The 22,119-nt window shown below is 68.0% G+C and carries 19 protein-coding genes and 1 pseudogene; 14 read left to right on the top strand and 6 right to left on the bottom strand.

Going from position 1 to position 22,119, the window contains the following annotated elements:
• Nucleotides 1-85: 85 nt before the first annotated feature.
• The 3 genes from fes to CCZ28_RS07485 are packed head-to-tail and all read left to right on the top strand — an operon-like array spanning nt 86 to nt 5,505.
• Nucleotides 86-1,327, top strand: a complete 1,242-nt coding sequence (gene fes / locus CCZ28_RS07495; protein ID WP_140217274.1) for an enterochelin esterase — start codon at nt 86-88, stop codon at nt 1,325-1,327.
• Between the two features lie 21 nt (nt 1,328-1,348).
• On the top strand, nt 1,349-1,555 hold the full coding sequence (locus CCZ28_RS07490; protein ID WP_058793746.1) for an MbtH family protein: 207 nt from the start codon (nt 1,349-1,351) through the stop codon (nt 1,553-1,555).
• A gap of 11 nt (nt 1,556-1,566) precedes the next feature.
• The gene (locus CCZ28_RS07485) at nt 1,567-5,505 is read left to right on the top strand and encodes an enterobactin synthase subunit F (RefSeq protein WP_140217273.1); all 3,939 of its coding nucleotides are present in this window, start codon (nt 1,567-1,569) and stop codon (nt 5,503-5,505) included.
• On the opposite strand, the gene CCZ28_RS07480 is transcribed toward CCZ28_RS07485, so the two are convergent.
• Genes CCZ28_RS07480 through fepD form a run of 3 tightly spaced genes read right to left on the bottom strand, consistent with a single transcriptional unit; the run spans nt 5,502 to nt 8,295 of the window.
• Nucleotides 5,502-6,308 carry an ATP-binding cassette domain-containing protein gene (locus tag CCZ28_RS07480; protein ID WP_140217272.1) on the bottom strand — a complete coding sequence of 269 codons (807 nt, stop codon included), beginning with the start codon at nt 6,306-6,308 and terminating at the stop codon, nt 5,502-5,504. The genes CCZ28_RS07485 and CCZ28_RS07480 overlap by 4 nt on opposite strands.
• Nucleotides 6,305-7,303: an iron-enterobactin ABC transporter permease gene (gene fepG, locus CCZ28_RS07475; RefSeq protein ID WP_140217271.1), complete on the bottom strand. Its 999-nt coding sequence runs from the start codon at nt 7,301-7,303 to the stop codon at nt 6,305-6,307. The genes CCZ28_RS07480 and fepG overlap by 4 nt, the downstream gene beginning before the upstream one ends.
• Nucleotides 7,300-8,295, bottom strand: coding sequence for a Fe(3+)-siderophore ABC transporter permease (fepD, locus tag CCZ28_RS07470; RefSeq protein ID WP_140217270.1), 996 nt, complete (start codon nt 8,293-8,295; stop codon nt 7,300-7,302). The genes fepG and fepD overlap by 4 nt, the downstream gene beginning before the upstream one ends.
• Before the next feature lie 126 nt (nt 8,296-8,421).
• On the opposite strand from fepD, the gene entS reads away from it, so the two are divergent.
• The gene (entS, locus tag CCZ28_RS07465; RefSeq protein WP_140217269.1) at nt 8,422-9,651 is read left to right on the top strand and encodes an enterobactin transporter EntS; all 1,230 of its coding nucleotides are present in this window, start codon (nt 8,422-8,424) and stop codon (nt 9,649-9,651) included.
• Between the two features lie 112 nt (nt 9,652-9,763).
• On the opposite strand, the gene fepB is transcribed toward entS, so the two are convergent.
• Nucleotides 9,764-10,732: a Fe2+-enterobactin ABC transporter substrate-binding protein gene (fepB, locus tag CCZ28_RS07460; RefSeq protein ID WP_140217268.1), complete on the bottom strand. Its 969-nt coding sequence runs from the start codon at nt 10,730-10,732 to the stop codon at nt 9,764-9,766.
• Nucleotides 10,733-11,043: 311 nt separating this feature from the next.
• Here fepB and CCZ28_RS07455 point away from each other — a divergent pair, with 311 nt between their 5' ends.
• From CCZ28_RS07455 to dhbA, 4 genes are read left to right on the top strand one after another with little or no spacing between them, the layout of a single operon-like run.
• Entirely contained in the window at nt 11,044-12,198 is a 1,155-nt protein-coding gene (locus CCZ28_RS07455; RefSeq protein WP_140217267.1) for an isochorismate synthase, read from the top strand.
• Complete coding sequence (locus CCZ28_RS07450; RefSeq protein WP_140217266.1) at nt 12,195-13,820, top strand: (2,3-dihydroxybenzoyl)adenylate synthase; 1,626 nt, start codon at nt 12,195-12,197, stop codon at nt 13,818-13,820. Before CCZ28_RS07455 ends, CCZ28_RS07450 begins: the two co-directional genes overlap by 4 nt.
• 8 nt (nt 13,821-13,828) lie before the next feature.
• The gene (locus CCZ28_RS07445; protein WP_140217265.1) at nt 13,829-14,689 is read left to right on the top strand and encodes an isochorismatase family protein; all 861 of its coding nucleotides are present in this window, start codon (nt 13,829-13,831) and stop codon (nt 14,687-14,689) included.
• 10 nt (nt 14,690-14,699) lie between these two features.
• On the top strand, nt 14,700-15,455 hold the full coding sequence (gene dhbA / locus CCZ28_RS07440; RefSeq protein ID WP_140217264.1) for a 2,3-dihydro-2,3-dihydroxybenzoate dehydrogenase: 756 nt from the start codon (nt 14,700-14,702) through the stop codon (nt 15,453-15,455).
• Between the two features lie 129 nt (nt 15,456-15,584).
• Here the strand turns inward: dhbA and rapA are convergent, their stop codons facing one another.
• Nucleotides 15,585-18,419 (bottom strand): RNA polymerase-associated protein RapA, encoded by a 2,835-nt coding sequence (gene rapA / locus CCZ28_RS07435; RefSeq protein WP_140217255.1) that lies wholly within the window; start codon nt 18,417-18,419, stop codon nt 15,585-15,587.
• Between the two features lie 106 nt (nt 18,420-18,525).
• Between rapA and CCZ28_RS07430 the strand changes: the two genes are divergently transcribed.
• From CCZ28_RS07430 to CCZ28_RS07420, 4 genes are all read left to right on the top strand, one after another.
• A complete protein-coding gene (locus CCZ28_RS07430) occupies nt 18,526-18,792 on the top strand; it encodes a hypothetical protein (protein WP_140217253.1) in 267 nt (88 codons plus the stop codon).
• A 3-nt stretch (nt 18,793-18,795) separates the two neighbouring features.
• Complete coding sequence (locus CCZ28_RS07425; protein WP_140217251.1) at nt 18,796-19,380, top strand: alpha-ketoglutarate-dependent dioxygenase AlkB family protein; 585 nt, start codon at nt 18,796-18,798, stop codon at nt 19,378-19,380.
• A complete protein-coding gene (locus CCZ28_RS24415; protein WP_167509221.1) occupies nt 19,377-19,538 on the top strand; it encodes a hypothetical protein in 162 nt (53 codons plus the stop codon). The genes CCZ28_RS07425 and CCZ28_RS24415 overlap by 4 nt, the downstream gene beginning before the upstream one ends.
• Before the next feature lie 129 nt (nt 19,539-19,667).
• Nucleotides 19,668-20,114, top strand: a complete 447-nt coding sequence (locus CCZ28_RS07420) for an Hsp20 family protein (protein WP_007160292.1) — start codon at nt 19,668-19,670, stop codon at nt 20,112-20,114.
• Nucleotides 20,115-20,191: 77 nt separating this feature from the next.
• On the opposite strand, the pseudogene CCZ28_RS07415 reads toward CCZ28_RS07420, so the two are convergent.
• A pseudogene (locus CCZ28_RS07415) lies at nt 20,192-20,539 on the bottom strand (LysR family transcriptional regulator); the annotation flags it as partial.
• Between the two features lie 25 nt (nt 20,540-20,564).
• Here CCZ28_RS07415 and aroE point away from each other — a divergent pair.
• Entirely contained in the window at nt 20,565-21,383 is an 819-nt protein-coding gene (aroE, locus tag CCZ28_RS07410; RefSeq protein WP_140217249.1) for a shikimate dehydrogenase, read from the top strand.
• Between the two features lie 8 nt (nt 21,384-21,391).
• Complete coding sequence (aroQ, locus tag CCZ28_RS07405; RefSeq protein WP_140217247.1) at nt 21,392-21,835, top strand: type II 3-dehydroquinate dehydratase; 444 nt, start codon at nt 21,392-21,394, stop codon at nt 21,833-21,835.
• Nucleotides 21,836-22,119: the final 284 nt, after the last annotated feature.

The following is a 22,119-nucleotide window of genomic DNA, read 5'->3' as shown; positions in this document are numbered from 1 at the left end:
CTGCTGGCGTTCCGCCCGGACAGCGGTCTCAGAGCCCAGAGCCCGTGACTTCCGACGAGCTGCCAAGACGATGTACTGCAATGCGATGAACGATTCCTTCTTCCAGCGTGACGATGTGGGCAGCGAGCCCTGGTGGCAGGCCGTGGCCTGCCGGGGCACGCCGCTGATCGAACCGACCACCGCCGGGCGCTACCGCCTGACCTTTCTCTGGCGCGATCCCGCCGGGGCGAGCTCCGGCATCCAGCGGGTCTGGCTCAATATCACCGGGGTCACCGATCACCATCAGCCGGGCCTGCCGCAGAGTCTAGCGCGGGTGCCGGGCACCGATGTCTGGACCTGGGAGACCGAGCTGGCGGGTCGCTGGCGGGGTAGCTACTGCCTGATTCCCGTCGGGGAGCCTGCGCCTTTCGAAGGTGAGGCCAAGGTCGATCCGCAGGGTATCCGGCTATGGTGGCGCAGTGTCTTTCCCCTGGCCCAGGCCGACCGGCTCAATCCACGTCGGTCCTGGCAGGGCGGACGGGGCCTGGCGGTCTCCGGGGTGCATCTGCCGGACGCGCCGGCGCAAGCGGCTTGGACGGCATTCGACGAGGGGCTCGACGGGCGTGAAGCCGGGGCGAGCGATCTTCGGCAATACCGCTGGGACAGCGCTCGGCTGGGCAATAGTCGCCCCATCTGGGTACTGACCACAGGTAATACCACCCCTGAAGAGCGACCTTTGGCCATCTTGCTGGATGGGCAGTTCTGGGCGCAGGCCATGCCTATCTCGGGGCCACTGCAACGGCTCACCGAGCGGGGGCTGCTGCCGGAGGCGATCTATCTGCTGATCGATAACAGCGACCGCGCCTTGCGGGGCAGCGAGCTGCCCTGCAATCCCGACTTCTGGCTGGCGGTGCAGGAAGAGCTGCTGCCGCAGGTCAGGGCCTGGGCGCCCCATGCCCTGACAGCGGCCTCGACCGTCGTGGCCGGGCAGAGCTTTGGCGGACTGGCGGCGCTCTACGCCGCGCTGCACTGGCCTGAGCGCTTTGGTTGTGCCCTGAGCCAGTCCGGTTCCTTCTGGTGGCCGCAACGCGGTACCCCGGGGCGGCTGTTCGAGGCGTTGGAGGCCGGGAAGGGTACCGGGCAGCCGCTGCGGCTGTTCATCGAGGCCGGGCTGCGCGAGCCGGCGATTCTCGAAGCCTCCCGCGCCCTGGTCGAGCGTCTGCGTGAGCAGGGTCATGCACTCGACTATCGCGAGATCGACGGCGGCCATGACGCCCTATGGTGGCGTGGCGGATTGCTCGATGGCCTGGTCCGCCTCTGGCAACCCCTGGTCGCGCCCGACCGTTAATTCTTTCCGTCAGGAGGTCCGATGGACGCTCTCAATCCCTTCGACGATCCCGCGCAGACGCTGTTGATCCTGCGCAATGCCAGCGGCCAATGCAGCCTCTGGCCGGAAGCCATGGCCTGTCCCGCCGGTTGGCAACCGGTATTCGGCCCGGCGCCGCGTGCCGCCTGCGACGACTGGCTGACGACCCACTGGCGTGACATTCGCCCGGCCGTCTCCCCGCATTCCTGACAGGAGTTATCGTGTCCTTCTCTGCCCGTTCCGCCGCTGTCGAACTCCCCCTGGTCGCTGCCCAGCCCGGCATCTGGCTGGCCGATCAACTGTCGCCCCATGCCAATGCCTTCGCCGTGGCCCACCTGGTCGAGCTGCGCGGATCCGTCCAGGCCGAGGCGCTGGTGTCGGCCATCGTCCAGGGGTTGGGTGAGCTGGATAGCCTGAGACTCAACTTCGCCGAGCGCGAGGGCGAGTTGGTGCAGTGGATCGATACCGACGCCAAGATCGCCGCGCCCGAGTGGCTGGACCTGCGCACGGCGGCTGATCCGGCAAGCGCCGCGCGGGCGGCTATCCGCGCCGATCTCGACGGCGACCTGCGCGCCACCAGCGGCGGCCCGTTGTGGCTCAACCGGATCTACCAGCTGGGCGATGACCACCTCTACTGGTACCAGCGCTATCACCATCTGCTGATCGATGGCTACGGCTTTGCCGCCCTGGCCAAGCGGGTTGCCGCGCTCTACAGCGCCCGGGTGCGGGGCGAGACGGCTGAGGCCTCGCCCTTCGTGTCCTTCGCCGAGGTGGTGCGCGAATACCAGGATTATCAGCAGTCGGCGGTGCGGGAGCGCGACGCCATCTTTTGGCGCGAGCGGGGCGCGGCACTACCACCGGCGGCCTCCCTGGTACCGGGCGGCCTTGCCGGACAGGTACCCACCCCACGGGTGGTCGAAGCCCGTACCCGGGTGTCCGCCGAGGTCTTCGCACGGCTGGCCGAGCAGGGCAGGGCCCAGGGCGTGACGCCTGCCGATCTCGCCGTGGCCCTGGCCGCCACCTGGTTCGCTCGGCTGAGCGGGCAGCCGGCTTTCAGTGCCGGTTTCATCTTCATGAGACGCATGGGCTCGGTGGCCCTCAAGTCCGGTGGGGCGACGCTCAACGTCCTGCCCCTGGGGGTACGGACCACCACGAATCAGACCCTGCCGGAGCTGGCTGCCGAGCTGGCCGCCGAGCTCAAGAAGATCCGCCGCCACCAGCGCTACGACGCCGAGCAGATCGCCCGCGACCTGGGCCGGCCAGGTGATGCCGAGCCCCTGACCGGACCGGTGATCAATCTCAAGCTGTTCGATTTCGCCCTGGATTTCGCCGGGGTGCCCGGTATCACCCACGAGCTTGCCTCGGGGCCGGTGCGCGATCTGGAAATCGCTCTTTATCTAGAGGCGAGCGGTGCCCTGGACATCAAGCTGCTGGGCAATGCCGAGCGCTACGCCGCCGATCTCCTGCAGGGGCACGCCGAACGCTTCGGCCTGCTGGCGCAGCAGTTCGCCACCCAGCCTGGACTCACCCTGGGCCAAGCCGATCTCCTGGCACCCACTGACCAGCACTGGCTGGCCGCCATCAATGCCACCGAGCGCCCGCTGCCCGCCACCACCCTGGCCGCGCTCTTGGCCGAGCAGGCGGCGCGGACGCCCGCGGCGCCGGCGCTGGCCGATCTGCAGCACGCCTTTACCTATCAGGAGATGCGCCAGCAGGTCCTGGCCCTGGCCCAGCGCCTGAGCGCAGCAGGGGTCGGGCGGGGCGACATCGTGGCGGTGGCGCTACCGCGTTCGGTGTTCCTGTCCCTGGCCTTGCTGGCCACGGTGGAGCTGGGCGCCGCCTACCTGCCGCTGGACAGCGGCTATCCCGACGAGCGCCTGCAACTGATGCTCGACGATGCCCGCCCACGGGTGCTGGTGACCGATGCCAGCCAACGCGGACGTTTCCCGGGGCTAGGCGATGACCGGGTGCTGATTCTCGATGCGCCCCTGGCGGGGTTGGAGGAAGAGCCGAGCTTCGCGGGACCGCGGCCCAGCGATCCGGCCTATGTGCTCTATACCTCCGGTTCCACCGGTCGACCCAAGGGCGTGGTGGTGGGGCACGCGGCCATCGTCAATCGCCTGCTGTGGATGCAGGACAGCTATCCGATCGGCGCCGGCGATACCGTGCTGCAGAAGACGCCGAGCAGCTTCGATGTCTCGGTCTGGGAATTCTTCTGGCCGCTGCTGGTGGGGGCCCGGCTGTATTTGGCGCCACCCGAGGCCCACCGTGATCCCGAGGCCCTGCAAGAGTTGTTCGCCCGTGAGCAGGTGACCACGGTGCATTTCGTGCCCTCGATGCTGGCCGCCTTCGTCGCCAGCCTGGACGAGCCGGCAGCGGTCGCCCGCTGCGCCAGCCTGCGCCAGGTGTTCTGCAGCGGTGAGGCCTTGCCCACCGAGCTGGCGCGCACCTGGGAGCGCCGGGTCGGCGCGCCGCTGCACAATCTCTATGGCCCCACCGAGGCCGCGGTGGACGTCTCCTATCATCCGGCCCATGGCGCCGCCCTGGCGGCTGTCAGCGGCAGCAGCGTGCCCATCGGCAAGCCGGTGTGGAACACCGGGCTGCACATCCTCGACGAGCGCCTGCGGCCGGTGCCGCCGGGCGTGGCCGGCGACCTCTATCTGAGTGGGGTGCAACTCGCCGACGGTTACCTGGGCCGCCCGGAGCTGACCGCCGCGCGCTTCATCGCCGCGCCTGCCGGCCAGGGCGAGCGCCTGTATCGCACCGGCGACGTGGCGCGCTGGCTGCCCGAGGGCGTCGTCGAATACCTGGGCCGCAGCGACGACCAGGTGAAGATCCGCGGCCAGCGCATCGAACTGGCGGAGATCGATCACGCCCTGCTGGCCTTGCCGGGCGTCGCCCAGGCGGTCACCCACGCCCGGGTGCTGGGTGAGGCGGCCACTACGGCGGGTGGCGATGCCCGCCAATTGGTGGGCTATCTGATCGCCCAACCGGGTGCCGCCCTGGACCTGGAACGCCTGCGCGCCCGCCTGGGCGAAAGCCTGCCGCCGCATCTGGTGCCGGTGGCCCTGGTGGAGCTGGAAGAATTCCCCCTGGGCGCCACCGGCAAGCTGGATCGCAAGGCGCTGCCGGCACCTCAGGGCATCACTCGCGCGGTGAGCCGGCCGTTGGCACCGGGGCTGGAAAGCGAACTGGCGGCAGCCTTCTCCGAGGTGCTCGGCTGCGCCATCGTCGGCGCGGACGACGATTTCTTCGCCCTCGGCGGCCATTCGCTGCTGGCCATGACCCTGGCGGCCAACCTGCGCCGGCGCCTGGCGCGGCCGGTATCCATTGGCCAGATTATGGTGGCGTCCAGCGTGGCGCGTCTGGCGCAGCAACTGGAGCGGGACGGCGCCCGCGAGACCCGAGCCGGTTTCGAGACCCTGCTGCCCCTGCGCCAGGGCGAAGGACCGACGCTATTCTGCTTCCATCCGGCTTCGGGCTTCGCCTGGCAATTCAGCGTGCTGCAGCGCCATCTCGATCCGCGCTGGTCGCTGCTCGGCATCCAGTCGCCGCGTCCAGACGGCCCTTTGGCCCAGGGCGCCGATCTGGAAGCCGTCATCCAGCGCCATCTGCGCACCCTGCGCGAGGTGCAGCCTCGCGGACCCTATCATCTGCTCGGCTATTCCCTGGGCGGCACCCTGGCCCAGGGGCTGGCGGCGCGGTTGCAGGCGCTGGGAGAAAGCGTGGCCTTCCTCGGCCTGCTCGACACCTATCCGCCGGAGACGCAGAACTGGCAGGAGCGCGAGGGCCAGCGCGAGCTGGACCCGGAGGTGCTGGCCGAGGTGAATCGCGAGCGCGAGGCCTTCCTGGCGGCTCAGCAGGGCCTGGCTGATCCGGCGCTGGGCGAGGGGGCGGAGCTGTTCGCCACCATCGAAGGCAACTACGCCGACTCGGTGCGGCTGCTGGCCACGGCGCGCAGCGCCCGCTTCGACGGCGAGTCGCTGATGTTCGTCGCCCGGCGCACCCTGCCGGCGGGGATGGACGTCAAGGCCACCTGGGCGCCCTGGATCACCCGGCTGCAGGCCCATGAGGTGGATTGCGCCCACGTCGACATCATCGCCCCGGCCCAGCTGGCGCAGATCGGGCCGGTGCTAAACCGGGCGCTAAAGGCGCTCTAGCTACCTGAACGCCGCGCCAGAGGCACCACCATGGGTGTCCCGGCCACCGGGTCGTCGATGATCAGGCAGTCGAGGTCGTAGACCGCCTTGATCAGCGCAGGGGTGACCACGTCGCGCGGGCGGCCGCTGGCCAGCACCTGGCCGCCGCGCATGGCCACCAGGTGAGTGGCATAGCGGCAGGCGTGGTTGAGGTCGTGCAGCACCATGACCAGGGTGTGGCCCTGCTGGCGGTTGAGGTCTTGCAGCAATTCCAGCAGGTCGATCTGGTGGGTGATGTCGAGCCAGGTGGTGGGCTCGTCGAGCAGCAGCAGCGGGGTCTCCTGGGCCAGGGCCATGGCGATCCATACCCGCTGGCGCTGGCCGCCGGAGAGGGTGTCCACCGCGCGGTCGGCCAGTTCGAAGACGCCGGTGGCCTGCATGGCCTGGGTCACCGCGCGCTCGTCATCGGCACGCACGCCGCCGAACAGCGACTGGTGCGGATAGCGTCCGCGCGCCACCAGGTCGCGGACGCAGATATCGCCCGGCGCCTGGGAGCTTTGCGGCAGCAGCCCCAATCGGCGCGCGACTTCCTTGGTGCGATAGCTCTGGATCGCCTGGCCATCCAGCCAGACCTGGCCGCTGCTGGGCGCCAGCAGTCGGCTGAGGGTGCGCAGCAGGGTCGACTTGCCGCAGCCGTTGGGGCCGATGATGACCGTCAGCTCGCCATCGGGAATGGTCAGCGAGAGGTCCTCGGCGATGGGCTTGCGGCCATAGCCCAGGGTCAGGCGTTCGGCGCGCAGGCGCGAGGAGGGGGCGTCGTTCATGAGCGGCGGGACTCCCAGATGAGCAGGCCGATCAGGTAGAGCCCACCGAGGCTCACCGTGACCAGGCCTACCGGCAAGACATAGGGCAGGAACAGGCGTTGGGCGATGAGATCCGCGCCCAGCAGCAGGACCGCGCCGGTGAGGGCGGCGGCGGGCAGCGCCAGGCGCTGGGTGCCGGTCAGCCGGCGGGCGATCTGTGGCGCGGCCAGGGCGATGAAGGAAATGGGGCCAGCGACTGCGGTGCCGGCAGCGGTAAGCACCACGCCCAGGCCCAGCAGTGACAACCGGGTGCGTTCCACCTGCACGCCCAGGGCGCAGGCAGTGTCGTCGCCCATCTCCAGCAGGAACAGCCGGCGACTGAGCGCCAGGCTGGCCGCGCCTGCCAGCAGGATGAAGATCACCGCCGGCCAGGCCTTGGCCCAGGTCAGGCCATTGAGCGAGCCGGCGCTCCACAGGCCGGCGCTGAAGGCGGCCTCCAGGGAGGCGTGGACGATCAGCCAGGTGTTGAGCGCCATCAGCAGGGCGCGTACGCCGATGCCGACGATGATCAGTCTCAGGGTGTCCACACCGCTGCCGCGCCAGGTGAGAACGTAGACCAGGGCGGCGCTGGCCAGGCCGCCGATCAGGGCGGCGGTGGTGCTCCAGAGGATGCTGGCCTGGAACAGCACCAGGGCCACCAGCACCCCGCTGTAGGCGCCGGTATTGAAGCCCATGATGTCCGGACTGCCGAGGGGATTGCGCAGCAGTGACTGGAACAACGCGCCGCTCAAGCCCAGGGCGGCGCCGATCAGCAAGGCGAGGGCCACCCGTGGCAGGCGCCACTGGGTTACCACCAGCTCGATACCCCGCGGCGCCTCGCCCAGCAGGGCAGCCAGCACCTGGGACGGGCTCAGGGCCAGGCTGCCGCTACCCAGGGCGAACACCGCCAGCAGCAGGGCTGTGCCGCTCAAGGCGAGCAGCACCCAGAGCAGGCGCAGGCTGTCGGACCGCTTCATGGGCGGGCTCCCTGGCGTTGGCGGCGGGCCAGCCAGATCAGCAGGGGAGCGCCGAGGAAGGCGGTGACCACCGAGACACGCAGTTCGCCAGTCACCAGCAGCCGGCCGGCGATGTCGGCGGTCAGCAGCAGGCTGGGGGTGAACAGCAGGACGAAGGGCAAGAGCCAGCGATGATCCTCGCCGATGGCCCTGCGACCCAAATGCGGCACCATGAGGCCGACGAAGGCGATGGGGCCGACCGCCGCCGCGGCGGCGCCGCAGAGCAGGGTGATGGCCAGCAGGCCGAGCAACTGGGTCTGGCGCACCCGGGTGCCGAGGGCGACGGCCAGGTCGGTGCCCAGGCTCAGGGCGTTCAGGGCTGGGGCCAGTAGCAGGGCGATGATCACCCCACCCAGCACCGGCAGGCTGGCGCTGCGCAGCAGGTCGAGCTGGCGCACGTCCAGGGAGCCGAATTGCCAGAACCTCAGTTGATCGTAGACCTGCGGATCGAGCAGGGCGATGCCGGAGCTGACGCCTTCGAGCATGGCCCCCAGCGCCACCCCGACCAGCACCAGACGCATGGGATTGAAGCCGCCCCCGCCGGCGACACCGGCCAACAGCACCACCAGGCTGGCTAGCAGGGCGCCGCCAAAGGCGTAGCCCAGGTACTGCTCGGGACCGCTGGCACCGAACAGGGCGATACCCAGCACTACGGCGAAGCTGGCACCGGCGTTGACGCCGAGGATGCCGGGATCGGCCAGGGGGTTGCGCGTCAGCGCCTGCATCAGGGTGCCGGCTACGCCCAGCGCCGCGCCGGCGAGCAGCCCGGCGAGGGTCCGCGGTAGCCGCGCCTCACGCACGATCAGGCAGGCGGGATCGCTGCAGCCGTGGCCCAGCGCCTGCCAGACCTCGGCCAGCGGGATAGCGGTGGCGCCCAGGGCAAGGCTCGCGGCCATCACCCCGAGTAGCAAGAGCCCGGCGCAGCCGAGAAGAAAAAGCGGGCGCATGGTCATCCGTGACAGCAAACAGAGAAGGAAGTAGATGAGAACAAGGCGTATTAACACATGCTAGTCTGTATTACATGCTAACAGCCTTGCCCCGGCGGCTCGATAGCGTCTCCTGTGTTTTTCCGGTGATTCATGTCCAAGACGTCCTTCCTGCTCGACTTCGGCCTGCTCAGGTCTCATCCCGCCTTTCGCACCCTGTTCATCGCCCGCCTGGTCTCCGTGCTGTCCCTCGGGCTGCTGGCCGTGGCGGTGCCCATCCAGGTCCAACTGCTGACCGACTCACCCCTCAAGGTGGGCCTGGCGCTCAGCATGGCCGGCATCGGCATGTTCGTCGGTCTGCTCACCGGCGGAGTGCTGGCCGACCGCCTGGAACGCCGCCGGCTGATCCTGGCGGCGCGCGCCATCTGCGGCCTGGGTTTCGTCGGTCTGGCCATCAATGCCAGCCTGCCCGAGCCGTCGCTGACGGCCATCTACCTGTTGGCGCTGTGGGATGGCTTCTTCGGTGCCCTGGGTGTGACCGCGCTGCTGGCGGTTACGCCGATCCTGGTCGGGCGGGAATCCATGGTGCAGGCCGGCGCCCTCAATATGCTCAGCGTGCGGCTGGCGGCCATCGTCGCGCCACCGCTGGGGACGCTGCTGATCGCCCAGAGCAGCGTGGTCTGGAACTATGGCCTGACTGCCTTCGGCACCCTCATCACCTTGCTGGTGCTCTTGCGTCTGCCGCCCTTGCCGCCGCCGGAGCAGCCGCGCGAATCGCCCTGGCAGGCGCTCGGTGGCGGTTTCGCCTTCCTGTTCGAGAACCGGCTGCTCGGCGCCGTGGCCCTGGTCGGTGCCCTGGTGACCATGGCCAATGCGGTGCGGGTGCTCTATCCGGCGCTGGGGGACAGCTGGGGCCTGGATACCGGGCACCTGGGCTGGCTCTATGCCGCCGCGCCCCTGGGTGCCGCGCTCGGTGCCCTGACCAGTGGTCGGCTGAACCAGGCGGCGCGACCGGGGCGAACCTTGTTGATGACAGCGGTGGCCACCTTCCTGGCCGTGGCGGTCTTCGCCCTGTTGCCGAGCTTCTGGCTGGCGGCGGCTTGCCTGGTGCTGTTCGGCTACCTGGGGGCGCTGAATTCCCTGGTGCAGTACGCGCTGATCCAGCGACTAACCCCGGATCGCCTGCTGGGACGCATCAATGCGCTCTGGACCGCGCAGAACATCGGTGGCGAGGCGATCGGTGCTGCGCTGTTCGGCGGCTTGGCCAGCCTGGTGCTGCCGGCCCAGGCGGCGTTGGTCTTCGGTCTGGTCGCCATGCTGGTGGCCGCGCTGTGCTGGGCGCTGGCGAGCGGTCTGCGCCGGGCGAAGCGGCTGGGTGCTTGACTATGAGGTAGTGCCGTTTTTGCGTAGCGTGGAAAACCGCGCAGTGTTTTCCACTGGACTCGGGGTGATGGGTGGTGGACAAGGCTTCGCCGTTGTCCACGCTACGGATTGATCAGGGCTTGGCGTACAGCTTTTCCAGACGATCCAGCAGCAGGTTGGCGCTGTAGGGATCGAGGCGGAAGGTCTCGGCGCCCAGGGCTTCTACCCGGTTGTCCTTGACCGCTGGCAGGTGCGCCAGCAGCGGATTGCTGCGCACCGCCTCGGCTTCCTTGGCGTCCGCGGCGAACAGCAGGAAGGTCTGGCCGTTGAGGCCGGTGGCGACGTTCTCGCCGGCCAGTTGGAGGATGTCGTGGCGCTGGCCTTGGCTGTGGCTGGTGTTCAGCCCGGCCGGTAGCTCCGCCAACTGGAAGCCCAGGCTTTCCAGTAGCTGGCCTTGGGAAGAGGCGGCGGTCCAGAGATTGGCCTGGCGCGTCGCGGGGTTGTAGACGAAGGCGGAGACCGGTTGCGGCGGCAGCTGCAGCCGCCCCTTGAGATCGGCCACACGCTGGGCGAAGTCGTCGACCACTTTCTTCGCCGCGGCCTCGCGCCCGGTGGCCTGGCCGAGCAATTCCACCACCTGCTGCCAGCTGCGATTGTCGTAGCCCACCACCAGCACCGGGGCAATGGCCTTCAACTGGTCGACCAGGCGCAGTGCCGAGTCGTTACCCGCGGCGCTGACCAGAATCAGGTCCGGCGCCTCGGCGGCCACGGCCTCGGCATTGGCTTCGCCGATGTATAGCCGCTTCACGCCACGCTGCTTGGCGACCGCGCCCCACTGGCGCAGGAAACCCTGGTCGTCGGCGAATCTGTTGTTGGGCGAGGTGGCGCCACTGGCCACCACAGGTGCCCCTATGGCGAGCAGGGAGCCGGTGAGGGTGACGCTGGTGGAGACGATACGCTGCGGTGGTGCCGGCAGGGTCACGGCTGCGCCGTCACCGGTGATTTCGCGCGGCCAGTCCGCCGCTTGAGCCACGCCGCCCACCAGCAGGGTCGCCAGGGCCAAGGCTGTGAGAATGCGAAACGGTAACAACAAGCTGAACATGGACGCCTTCCAGTTGTAAGATAATCACTCTCATTTTCAAAGAAGCCTCACTTCGCAGCAAGAGATTCCGGGCAACCGCTCAAGGACGCGCGTCTGCCTGGATGGGTGCCGAGTCAGGCTGGGCGAGTGGACCACCCGGCGTAAATGTACCTTTTATTTCAAAGGGTTGGAGGCGTTCTAGGGATACCGTTCGGTCCCTAACGAATTGACTTTTCCAGACACAAAAGTTAGCTTGAAATTATTGATAAGCATTATCATTCGTGTAGAGGTTGGCAGTGATAACGAGCAAAAGGGCAGGCGAGGTCGAGCAGTTGGACGCCGATCGTCAGGAACAGGCAGCCTTCCTGTTCCAGTCGGGTGATCGCGTCCTGCAGGGACGCGGCATCTGTGCCCGCGTCGAGACACCCGCCAGTGGTGGCGCCCAAAGCGATAGCCTGTTCCTGAATGTCGTGGAGCAGGCCTTCGCTCGCGCCCGTCAGGCGGGCATCGCCGAGCCGGTGATCATGGGCGCCATTCCCTTCGATACCACCAGGGCCTCCTGCCTGTACGTGCCGCTGGAACATGCCTGGACGGCCCGGCCCGCCCCGGTCGCCGCTGCGCCCATCGCGCCCGCCCAGGTGCGCGAGGTACGCAATCTGCCCAGCGCCGAGGGTTTCTGCCTGGCGGTCGAGGAGGCCATCGACGCCTTCCGCCGTGGCGAGCTGAGCAAGGCGGTGCTGTCGCGCATCCAGGAGATCCGCCTGGCCGAGCCCGCCGACGTGGAGACCATCCTTGCCAATTTGGCGCGGCAGAATCCCACCGGCTACCAGTTCCGCATCCCCACCGCCGAAGGCGGTGAGCTGATCGGGGTCAGTCCCGAGTTGCTGGTGCGCAAGCAGGGCGCCCGCGTCCATACCAATCCCCTGGCTGGTTCGGCCAAGCGCCGCGCCGATCCCCAGGACGACGAAAGGGTCGCTCGCGAGCTGCTGGACTCCAGCAAGGATCACTACGAGCACCGTCTGGTGATCGAGGACATCCGCCAACAACTGGCGCCGCTGTGCAGCCGGCTGGACGTACCCGAGGGGCCCTCGCTGCTCAGCACCAACGCCATGTGGCACCTGTCCACCGCCATCGACGGCGAACTGGCCGACAGCCGTACCTCGGCGCTGCAACTCGCCTGTCGCCTGCATCCCACCCCGGCGGTGTGCGGCTATCCCACGGCGGCGGCGCGCCAGTTGATCCAGCGTATCGAGCCCTTCGACCGCGGCCTGTTCACCGGCATGGTTGGCTGGTGCGATGCCCAGGGTAACGGCGAGTGGGTGGTGACCATCCGCTGCGGTACGGTGCAGGGTGATCTGCTGCGGCTGTTCGCCGGTGCTGGCATCGTCGAAGCCTCCGATCCGGCGGCGGAGTGGGCCGAGGTCACTGCCAAACTGGGCACCATGCGTGCCGCCTGTGGTTTGCTCGACGAGGAGAAACCGTCGTGAGTGTTGAATTCACCCCCTGGCCGGAGGATCTGGCTGCTCGCTATCGCGCCCTTGGCTACTGGCTCGATCTGCCGATGACCGAGATCCTCGCCCGCAGCCGCGCCGCGCTGCCCGAGGCGCCGGCCATCCTCTGCGGCGAACGGCAACTGAGTTATGCCGAGCTGGACGAGCGCTCCAGCCGCCTGGCCGCCCACCTGCAGGCCGCCGGTCTGCGCCGCCACGATAAGGCGCTGGTGCAATTGCCCAACGTAGCTGAGTTCTATGTGGTCTTCTTCGCCCTGCTCAAGGCCGGCATCGCCCCGGTCAATGCGCTGTTCAGTCATCAGAAGCTGGAGTTGCTGGCCTATGCGCAACAGATCCAGCCCAGGCTGCTGATCGCCTCCACCGAGCACAACCTGTTCCGCGACGATGCCTTCCTCGACGAATTGCGCAAGGTGTCGCCGGGGTTGAGCGAGGTGCTGCTGGATGGCAGTGCCGACGCGCGCAGCCTGCAACAGCGCCTGGATACCCCGCGCGAAGGCTATCAACTGACGCCCACCGCCGGTGGCGAGGTCGCCTTCTTCCAGCTCTCCGGCGGCAGTACCGGTACCCCCAAGCTGATCCCCCGTACCCACAACGACTACTACTACAGCCTCAGGCGCAGCGTGGAAATCTGCCAGTTGAGTCCGGCCACGCGCTTTCTCTGCGCCTTGCCGGCCGGGCACAACTACACCCTCAGCTCGCCCGGTGCCCTGGGCGTCTTCATCGCCGGTGGCTGCGTGGTCATGGCGCGCGACCCCGAACCGCTGCGCTGCTTCGAGCTGATCGAGCGGCATCAGGTGGACTGGGTGGCCCTGGTGCCGCCGGCAGTGGCGCTCTGGCTGCAGGCGGCGGCCGCACCCGAGCAGCGCGCGCGTCTCGCCAGCCTGCGGATGGTGCAGGTGGGCGGCGCCAGCTTCGCCGAGGCCCAGGCCCGCCGCGTGCCCAGTGAACTGGGTTGCCAGTTGCAGCAGGTGTTCGGCATGGCCGAGGGGCTGGTCAACTACACCCGGTTGAATGACGACCCCGAGCGACTCTTCACCACCCAGGGCTGCCCCATGAGCCCGGATGACGAGGTGCGCATCACCGACGAGGACGGCAACCCGGTCCCCGATGGCGAGCCCGGCCTGCTGTCCACCCGCGGCCCCTACACCTTCCGCGGCTACTACCGCAGCCCCGAGCACAACGCCCAGGTGTTCGATGCCGAGGGTTTCTATTTCTCCGGCGACGTGGTCCAGCGCGACGCCGCCGGCTATCTCAAGGTGGTCGGCCGGGTGAAGGACCAGATCAACCGGGGTGGCGAGAAGATCGCTGCCGCGGAGATCGAAGGCTTGCTGCTGCGCCATCCCGGCATCACCCACGCGGCCCTGGTGGCCATCGCCGATGAGCTGATGGGCGAGAAGAGCTGCGCCTGCCTGGTGGTCAGCGATCCGGCGCTCAAGCCGGTGGCCCTGCGCCGCTATCTGCGCGAGCAGGGCGTGGCCGACTACAAGCTGCCCGACCGCTTCCAATTCCTCGACCAGCTGCCGCTTACCGCTGTCGGCAAGATCGACAAGCGTCGCCTGCGCGAGCAGCTGCAGACCCCCTCAACCGAGCGCTCCTAAGGTTTCCCATGGCTATCCCCCGTCTCGCCTCCTATCCCTTGCCCCAGCCCGAGGGCTTTCCCGCCAACAAGGTCGCCTGGAAACCCGCAGCCGACCGCGCCGTGCTGCTGATCCACGACATGCAGCGCTATTTCGTCGAGTTCTATGGCGATAGCAGCCCGCTGATCGCCCAGGTGGTGGCCAACATCGCCGCCCTGCGCGCCTGGGCCGATGCCCAGGGCGTGCCGGTGGTCTACACCGCCCAGCCCACCGACCAGCCACCGGCCGATCGCGCGCTGCTCAACGACATGTGGGGGCCGGGCCTGACCCAGGCCGATCCCGCCCTGCAACAGGTGGTGGACGAGCTGGCGCCCAAGGACGGCGACGTGGTGCTGACCAAATGGCGCTACAGCGCCTTCCACCGTTCCAACCTTCAGGACCTGATGACCGAGTGGCGCCGCGACCAGTTGCTCGTCTGCGGCGTCTACGCCCACATCGGCTGCCTGACCACCTGCACCGACGCCTTCATGAGGGACATCCAGGCCTTCCTGATCGGCGACGCCGTGGCCGACTTCAGCGAAGACGAGCACCGCATGGCGCTGCGCTACGTGGCCACCCGCTGCGGCAGCACCCTCAGCACCGCCCAGGTCACCGGCGGCGCGGTAGCCTTGGACGAAGCCTGGCTGCGTGCCCAGGTCCAGCCGCTGCTGGACGCCGACGACGAGGAGCCGGCGCTGGACGACAACCTCACCGATTTCGGCCTCGATTCGGTACAGGTCATGACCCTGGTGGGCGAATGGCAAAAACGTGGCCTACCGGTGACCTTCGCCGATCTCGCCGCCCAGCCGACCCTGCAGGGCTGGCTGGCTCTGCTGCGCGCTCGCGCCTAGGGAGTCTCCGATGACGCAACTGGATTTCACTGGCAAGCGTGTCTGGGTAACCGGCGCGGGGCAGGGCATCGGTCTGCAGGTGGCGCGGCGCTTCAAGGAAGCGGGCGCCGAGGTGATCGGCCTCGACCGGCAATTCGCCGAGAGCGACTATCCCTTCCGCACCCAGCTGCTGGACGTCGCCGACGCGGCCCAGGTGGAGAGTGTCTGCCAGGCCCTGCTGGCCGAAGAGCGCCGCCTGGACGTGCTGGTCAACGGCGCTGGCGTCTTGCGCCTGGGCACCAGCGACAGCCTGAGCCTGGACGATTGGCAGGCGCTGCTGGACGTCAACGTCTCCGGGCCCTTCTACCTGTTCCGCCAGTTGGTACCGCTGTTCAAGGCCCAGGGCCGGGGCGCCATCGTCAACATCGCCTCCAACGCCGCCCATGTCCCGCGCCTGCAGATGGCCGGCTACTGCACCTCCAAGGCAGCGCTGGTGTCCCTGAGCCACTGCGTGGCCCTGGAACTGGCGGGCTCGGGTGTGCGTTGCAACGTGGTCTCGCCCGGTTCCACGGCGACTCCGATGCTGGCCGGCATGCTCGGCTCGCCCGAGGGCTACCAGCGGCTGGTAGACGGTCTGCCGGACGACTTCAAGCTGGGCATCCCGCTGCGCAAGATCGCCCAGCCCGACGAGATCGCCAACACCGTGCTGTTCCTGGCCTCGGACCTGGCCAGCCATATCACCATGCAGGACATCGTGGTGGACGGCGGCGCTACCCTGGCGGCGTGATAGCCGCGTAGGTTGGGCTGAGCGTCAGCGAAGCCCGACAGTGATTCCCAGTTAAAACAATCGTGGCCATGGGCCGCTCCTACAGGTAATGATGCTCTTGTAGGAGCGGCCCATGGCCGCGATTCGGACCTAGCCCGCCACCAACACCCGAATCGCTTCCAGGCGCAGCGAGGCCTTGTCCAGGTAGGTCAGGCCTTCTTCGCGCTGCTGGCGCAGGCGGTCGATCTCGTCCTGGCGGACGCTGGAGTTGACCGCGCGCAGGGCTTCCAGGCGGGCGATTTCCTCGTCCATGCCCGAGACATAGGCCTGGCGCGCCTTGGACACGCGTTCCTCGTGGCGCGGCAGGGCCTTGCTTTCACCACCGCCGATCAGCTTGGCCAGGGAGTCGCGCTGGGCCTGGACGAACTTATTGGCGCTGGTGCGCGGCACGCTTTCCAACTGGTCGTTCAGCGTCTCGAAGGCCACCCGGGCGGCCAGGTCGTTGCCGTTGGCGTCCAGCAGGCAGCGGATCGCCAGCGGCGGCAGGTAGCGACCCAGTTGCAGGGCGCGCGGGGCCACCGCCTCGCTGACGTAGATCAGCTCTAGGAGCACGGTGCCCGGCTTGAGCGCCTTGTTCTTGATCAACGCCACGGCGGTGTTGCCCATCGAACCGGACAGCACCAAATCCATGCCGCCCTGGGCCATGGGATGCTCCCAGGTCAGGAATTGCATGTCTTCGCGGGCCAGGGCCACGTTGCGGTCGTAGGTGATGGTCACGCCCTCGTCGTCGCCGAGCGGGAAACCGGCGTCGAGCATCTTCTCGCTGGGCTTGAGGATGAGGGCGTTGTCGGAGTGGTCTTCGCTGTCGATGCCGAAGGCGTTGAACAGCTCTTCCATGTACATCGGCAGGGCGAATTGGTCGTCCTGTTCGAGGATGTCCTCGACCAGTTGCTCGCCGGCGCCAGCACCCGAGGAGTTGAGTTCCAGCAGGCGGTCTCGGCCGTTGTGTAGCTCGGCTTCCAGGGCAGCACGCGCCTGGGCACCCTGTTCCAGCAGGGCCTGCCAGGCGGCTTCGTCGCCACCGGCCAGTTGCTCCTCCAGCTCGCGGGCGAAGCGCGCCTGCAGGGCGCTACCGGTCGGCGAGGTGGCCAGGAAGGCGTTCAGCGCCTGGTGGTACCACTGGAATTGCCGCTCCTGGCGGCTGCCTTCGAGGTAGGGCACGTGCAGCTGGATGGTGTGGCGCTGGCCGATCCGGTCGAGACGGCCGATGCGCTGCTCCAGCAGGTCCGGGTGAGCCGGCAGGTCGAACAGCACCAGGTGATGGGCGAACTGGAAGTTGCGGCCTTCACTGCCGATCTCGGAGCAGATCAGCACCTGGGCGCCGAATTCCTCGTCAGCGAAGTAGGCGGCGGCGCGGTCGCGTTCGAGGATGCTCATGCCCTCGTGGAACACCGTGGCCGGGATGCCGGATTTCAGCCGCAGGGCGTCTTCCAGGTCCAGGGCGGTTTCCATGCGCGCGCAGATGACCAGCACCTTGTGCGGCTTGAGCGCCTTGAGGGTGTCGATCAGCCACTCGACGCGGCCGTCGTGGCGCCACCAGCGGTCGTTGTCGTCTTCCGGGGCGAATTCGGTTTCCGGCTGCAGCGACTGGCCGGGCATCACGCCCTCGTCCAGGTAGGCATCCGGGAAGGGCAGGGCATGGGCATGCAGCTCGCGCTCGGGGAAGCCCTTGACCGCGGCGCGGGTGTTGCGGAACAGCACCCGGCCGGTGCCGTGGCGATCCAGTAGTTCGCGCACCAGGCGGGCGCGGGCGTCGGCATCACCGGCGGCCGCCGCGCTTAGCAGGGTCTCACCTTCCTGGCCGAGGAAGCCACCGATGGCGTCCTGGGCGGCCGGGCTCAGGGCGCCGGCGTCGAGCAGTTCCTGCACGGCTTCGGCCACCGGGCGGTAGTGCTGGGACTCCTGCTGGAAGGCGGCGAAGTCGTGGAAGCGGCTGGGATCGAGCAGGCGCAGGCGGGCGAAGTGGCTGTCCTGGCCCAGTTGCTCGGGCGTCGCGGTCAACAGCAGCACGCCGGGGATGACCTCGCCGAGTTGCTCGACCAGACTGTATTCGCGGCTGGCGCCCTCGGGGTGCCAGACCAGGTGGTGGGCTTCGTCGACCACCAGCAGGTCCCAGCCGGCGGCGAAGGCGGCATCCTGGGCCTTTTCGTCGCGCACCAGCCAGTCCAGGGAGACCAGGGCGAGCTGGGCGTCCTCGAAGGGATTGCCCTCTTCGCTGGCCATGAAGCGCTCGGCGTCGAACAGCGCCACTTCCAGATTGAAGCGGCGGCGCATCTCCACCAGCCACTGGTGCTGGAGATTTTCCGGAACCAGGATCAGCACCCGGCTGGCACGACCGCTGAGCAGTTGGCGATGGATCACCAGGCCGGCTTCGATGGTCTTGCCCAGGCCCACTTCGTCGGCCAGCAATACGCGCGGCGCGACCCGGTCGGCCACGCTGCGGGCGATGTGCAGCTGGTGCGGGATCGGCTGGGCACGCGCGCCGCCCAGGCCCCAGAGGCTGGATTGCAGCAGACGGTTGCGGTGCTCGTGGGTGTGATAGCGCAGGCCGAACCAGGGCAGGGGATCGATCTGCCCGGCGAACAGGCGGTCGCTGGCCAGGCGGAACTGGATGAAGTTCGAAAGCTGGGCCTCCGGCACGCTGCGCGCCTCGCGCTCGGCGGTGAAGCCGTGGTAGGTCAGCAGGCCGTCCTCTTCGGAGACCTCGCGCACGGTGAGCTTCCAGCCCTCGAAATGGGTCACCTCGTCGCCCGGCGCGAAGCGTACCCGGGTCAGCGGGGCGTTGCGCTGGGCATACTGGCGCGTCTCACCGGTGGCTGGATAGAGCACCGTGAGCAGGCGGCCGTCCAGGGCCAGGATGGTTCCCAGGCCCAGTTCGGCCTCGCTGTCACTGATCCAGCGTTGTCCCGGTTGATGTGACGCCATGTAGAAGCTTCTCCCCAGCTATCAAAAAGCCGGCTATTTTAGCCAAAGCGGAGTCATAAGCCCAACCTGCTGTTTGCCGCAGACCGCTAAATTCGAGGTGCCCGTCATGATCCCTGTCATTCCGCCCCCTGGCGTGACCCCGCCGAACCAACTGGACCCGGCACCGGTACGGCCTGCTGTCGCCCCGATCGCGCCGGTGCAGCCCGCGGCCGAGACGGCCCATGCCCCGCTGGAAGACGAAGCCACCCTGGATCGCGAGGCGCGCCGACGGCGGCGCCAGCGCGAAGCCCTGCGCCAGGGACTCGGTGCCGAGCGCGCCCAGGTGCTGGAAGAGCCCGAGCAGGTGGGCGCCCAGGTGGATCTGCGGGTCTAGCCCATGGTCGAGGTCCCGAACCTGGCCGATGCCGAGCTGCACTTCCACCCGCAGTGGCTGCCGCCGGAAACCGCCGACGCCTGGCTAGGGCAGCTAGAAGCCGAAACGCCCTGGAGCCAGCCACAGGTGCGGGTGTTCAACCGCTGGCACCCGGTGCCGCGGCAGGTCGCCTGGTATGCCGATCCCGGGGTGGTCTACGGCTATGCCGGCCTGGATCATGCCGCCTTGCCCTGGACGCCGTTGTTGCAGCTCATCCGTGCCCAAGTCGAGGCGGCCAGCGGCCAGGCGTTCAATGGCGTGCTGCTCAATCGCTATCGCGACGGCCAGGACTCCATGGGTTGGCACAGCGATGACGAGGCCAGTCTTGGCCGCAATCCGCTGATCGCCTCGCTCAACCTGGGCGCCGCACGGCGCTTCGACTTTCGCCGCAAGGGCACGAGCCGCATCGGCCATTCCCTGGAGCTGGGTCATGGCAGCCTGCTGGTCATGGCCGGCGCGACCCAGCATCATTGGCAGCATCAGATCGCCAAGACCCGCAAGGCCAGCGGGGTGCGGCTGAATCTCACCTTTCGTTGGATAGCCCCATGAGCGACGACAGCAACAACCTCATCGACTTCACCACCGAGCGCGGCAAGCGCATCCACGACCTCAAGGAGCGCCGCCTGCAAGAGGTGCGCTCGGCCTTCGAGCAGGCGTTGCCGCTGGCCAATGGCAAGAAGAAAAAGCGCAAGCCGAAGAAGAAATAGGGGTACTACCGTTCGTCGGGATTTGCCCTTGAAATTTTGTGGGGGGTTCCTATCTAGGTTCATGCGGGATGCCGAAGTCGGGTCCCGCAGGCAATACCGAAACTTGCTGAACCTATCAGGAGATTCACCATGAGCAACGTACTTTCCCTGGCCCCGCTGTTCCGTCATTCCGTCGGCTTCGACCGGTTCAACGACCTGTTCGAATCCGCCCTGCGCAACGACGCTGGCAGCTCCTATCCGCCCTACAACGTCGAGAAGCACGGTGACGACCAGTATCGCATCGTGATCGCCGCCGCCGGTCTCCAGGAAGATGACCTGGAAATCGAAGTCGAGCGTGGCGTCCTCACCGTCAAGGGTGGCCGGCGCGAAAACAGCGCCGAGAGCGTGACCTTCCTGCACCAGGGCATCGCCCAACGTGCCTTCAAGCTGTCCTTCCGCCTCGCCGACCATATCGAGGTGAAGGGCGCCGATCTCAAGCACGGCCTGCTGAGCATCGAGCTGGTACGGGTGATCCCGGAAGAAGCCAAGCCCAAGCGCATCGCCATTGCCGGCCAGCGCCCGGCCCTGGACAACTGATCGTCCAGGCGTCCTGCCCAAAAGCCCCAGCCCCGTGCTGGGGCTTCTTCGTTTCAGCTTGGAGAAAGCCTAAAAGATCAGCGGCTACGCCCGAACAGCTCGACGAAGACGCTACGTAACCAGCGGTTGCCGGCGTCCTGGTGATAGCGGGCATGCCAGTGCTGCTTGACCGCGAAGGCCTCGATGGGCACCGGACACTCGTGGAGCTCTAATCCGTAGGTCGTGGCCAGGGTGGTACCTATGTGGCGTGGCAGGGTGACGATGAGGTCGGAGTTACCGACCACCGCGCCCAGCAGCTTCTGGCCGGTCCCCGCGCTGACCAGCACATGACCTTCCCGGGCGTAGGCCGCCGCCGTGAGGCCGTCCCGCAGGCGCGGATGCTCGGCGCTGACCAGGCAGACCCAGTCCTGGGGAAACAGCACCTGTGCTCTTCACCCAGGAAATGCCGGCATGACCGACCAGTACGCGGTGATCGGCCGCCCGATCAATCACACCAAGTCGCCCCTGATCCATCGCCTGTTCGCCGCGACCAGCGGCCAGGATCTGGAGTACGGCGCCATCGAAGGCTCGCTGGAGGATTTCGCAGGCGACGTGCAGCGCTTTCGCGCCCAGGGCGGGCGGGGCATGAATGTCACGGCACCCTTCAAGCTGCAGGCCTTCCAGCTGGCCACCGAGCCCAGCGAAAGGGCGCGCCTGGCCAAGGCGGCCAATGCGCTGAAGTTCGAGGGTGAGCGGGTGCTGGCGGAGAACTTCGACGGCATCGGCCTGCTGCGCGACATCGAGGTCAACCTCGGCCAGCCCCTGGCCGGCAAGCGGGTGCTGCTGCTGGGCGCCGGTGGTGCCGTGCGCGGTGCGCTCTTGCCCTTCCTCGCGGCCGGACCGGCGGAGCTGGTGATGGTCAATCGCGATGAGCAGAAGGCCGCCGGACTGGCCCAGGAGATCGGCCATCCACTGCTGCGCGTGAGCCGCTACGAAGCGCTGGAAGAGGAGCGCTTCGACTTGGTGATCAACGCCACCTCGGCCAGCCTGGTCGGCGAATTGCCACCGGTGCCGGCCGGTGTCTTCACCCAGGCCGGGCTGGCCTACGAGCTGGCCTATGGCAAGGGCCTAACGCCCTTTCTGCGCCTGGCGCAGGAGCAGGGCGTGGCGCAACTGGCGGACGGCGTGGGCATGCTGGTGGAACAGGCCGCCGAAGCCTTCGCCTGGTGGCGCGGCGTGCGCCCCGAGACCCGGCCAGTCATCGACCAACTGACCATTCCTCTGCAGTGAGCGGCCCCATGAAGATCCTGATGTTGCACGGTATCAACCACAACATGTTCGGCAAGCGCGATCCCGTGCAGTACGGCACCGTGACCCTCGCCGAGATCGACGCCAGGCTGGCCGCCCTGGGTGCGGAACTCGGCGTCGCGGTGGAAAGCTTCCAGACCAATCACGAAGGGGACATGGTCGAGCGCATCCATCGCGGCTTTGAGGAAGGCGTGGACGCCGTGCTCATCAACGCCGGCGCCTGGACCCACTACAGCTATGGCATCCGCGACGCCTTGGCGATCCTTACCGTACCGGTGGTGGAGCTGCACATGTCCAACATCCATGCGCGGGAAAGCTTTCGCCATCACTCGGTCTTCGCCGAGATCGTCCTGGGCCAGATCGCCGGTTTCGGCGTGGACAGCTACCTGCTGGCACTGCGCGCGGCGGTGAGCGCGGCCCAGGCCAGGCGGTAGCGAGGCGCTTGGCGTTCCGCTTCCAAGAGGCCCTGGCCATGCCGGGGCTTTTTTGTGGAGGCGGCCCTCACCCCGGCCCTCTCCCAAAGGGAGAGGGGGCGCTACCTGCACGCTCCGCGTAGGGTGGAAAACCGCGCAGCGTTTTCCACGTGAAGTCTCTATTCGTCGCTCAGCGCGGTCCGCCGATGTGGCCGCTCCTGTGGAGCTCTGGCGTTTGCCTATCGCGGCCATGGGCCGCTTGTGTCTTGGCTTGCCGTTAGGATGAAGGTGAGAGCAGCAGGGGG

Origin of the sequence: Pseudomonas oryzihabitans (assembly GCF_006384975.1) — a bacterium.
In the GTDB taxonomy this organism is placed as follows: domain Bacteria; phylum Pseudomonadota; class Gammaproteobacteria; order Pseudomonadales; family Pseudomonadaceae; genus Chryseomonas; species Chryseomonas psychrotolerans_B.
The sequence above is the reverse complement of the archived record's forward strand: the minus strand, read 5'-3'. Positions and strand labels throughout refer to the sequence as shown.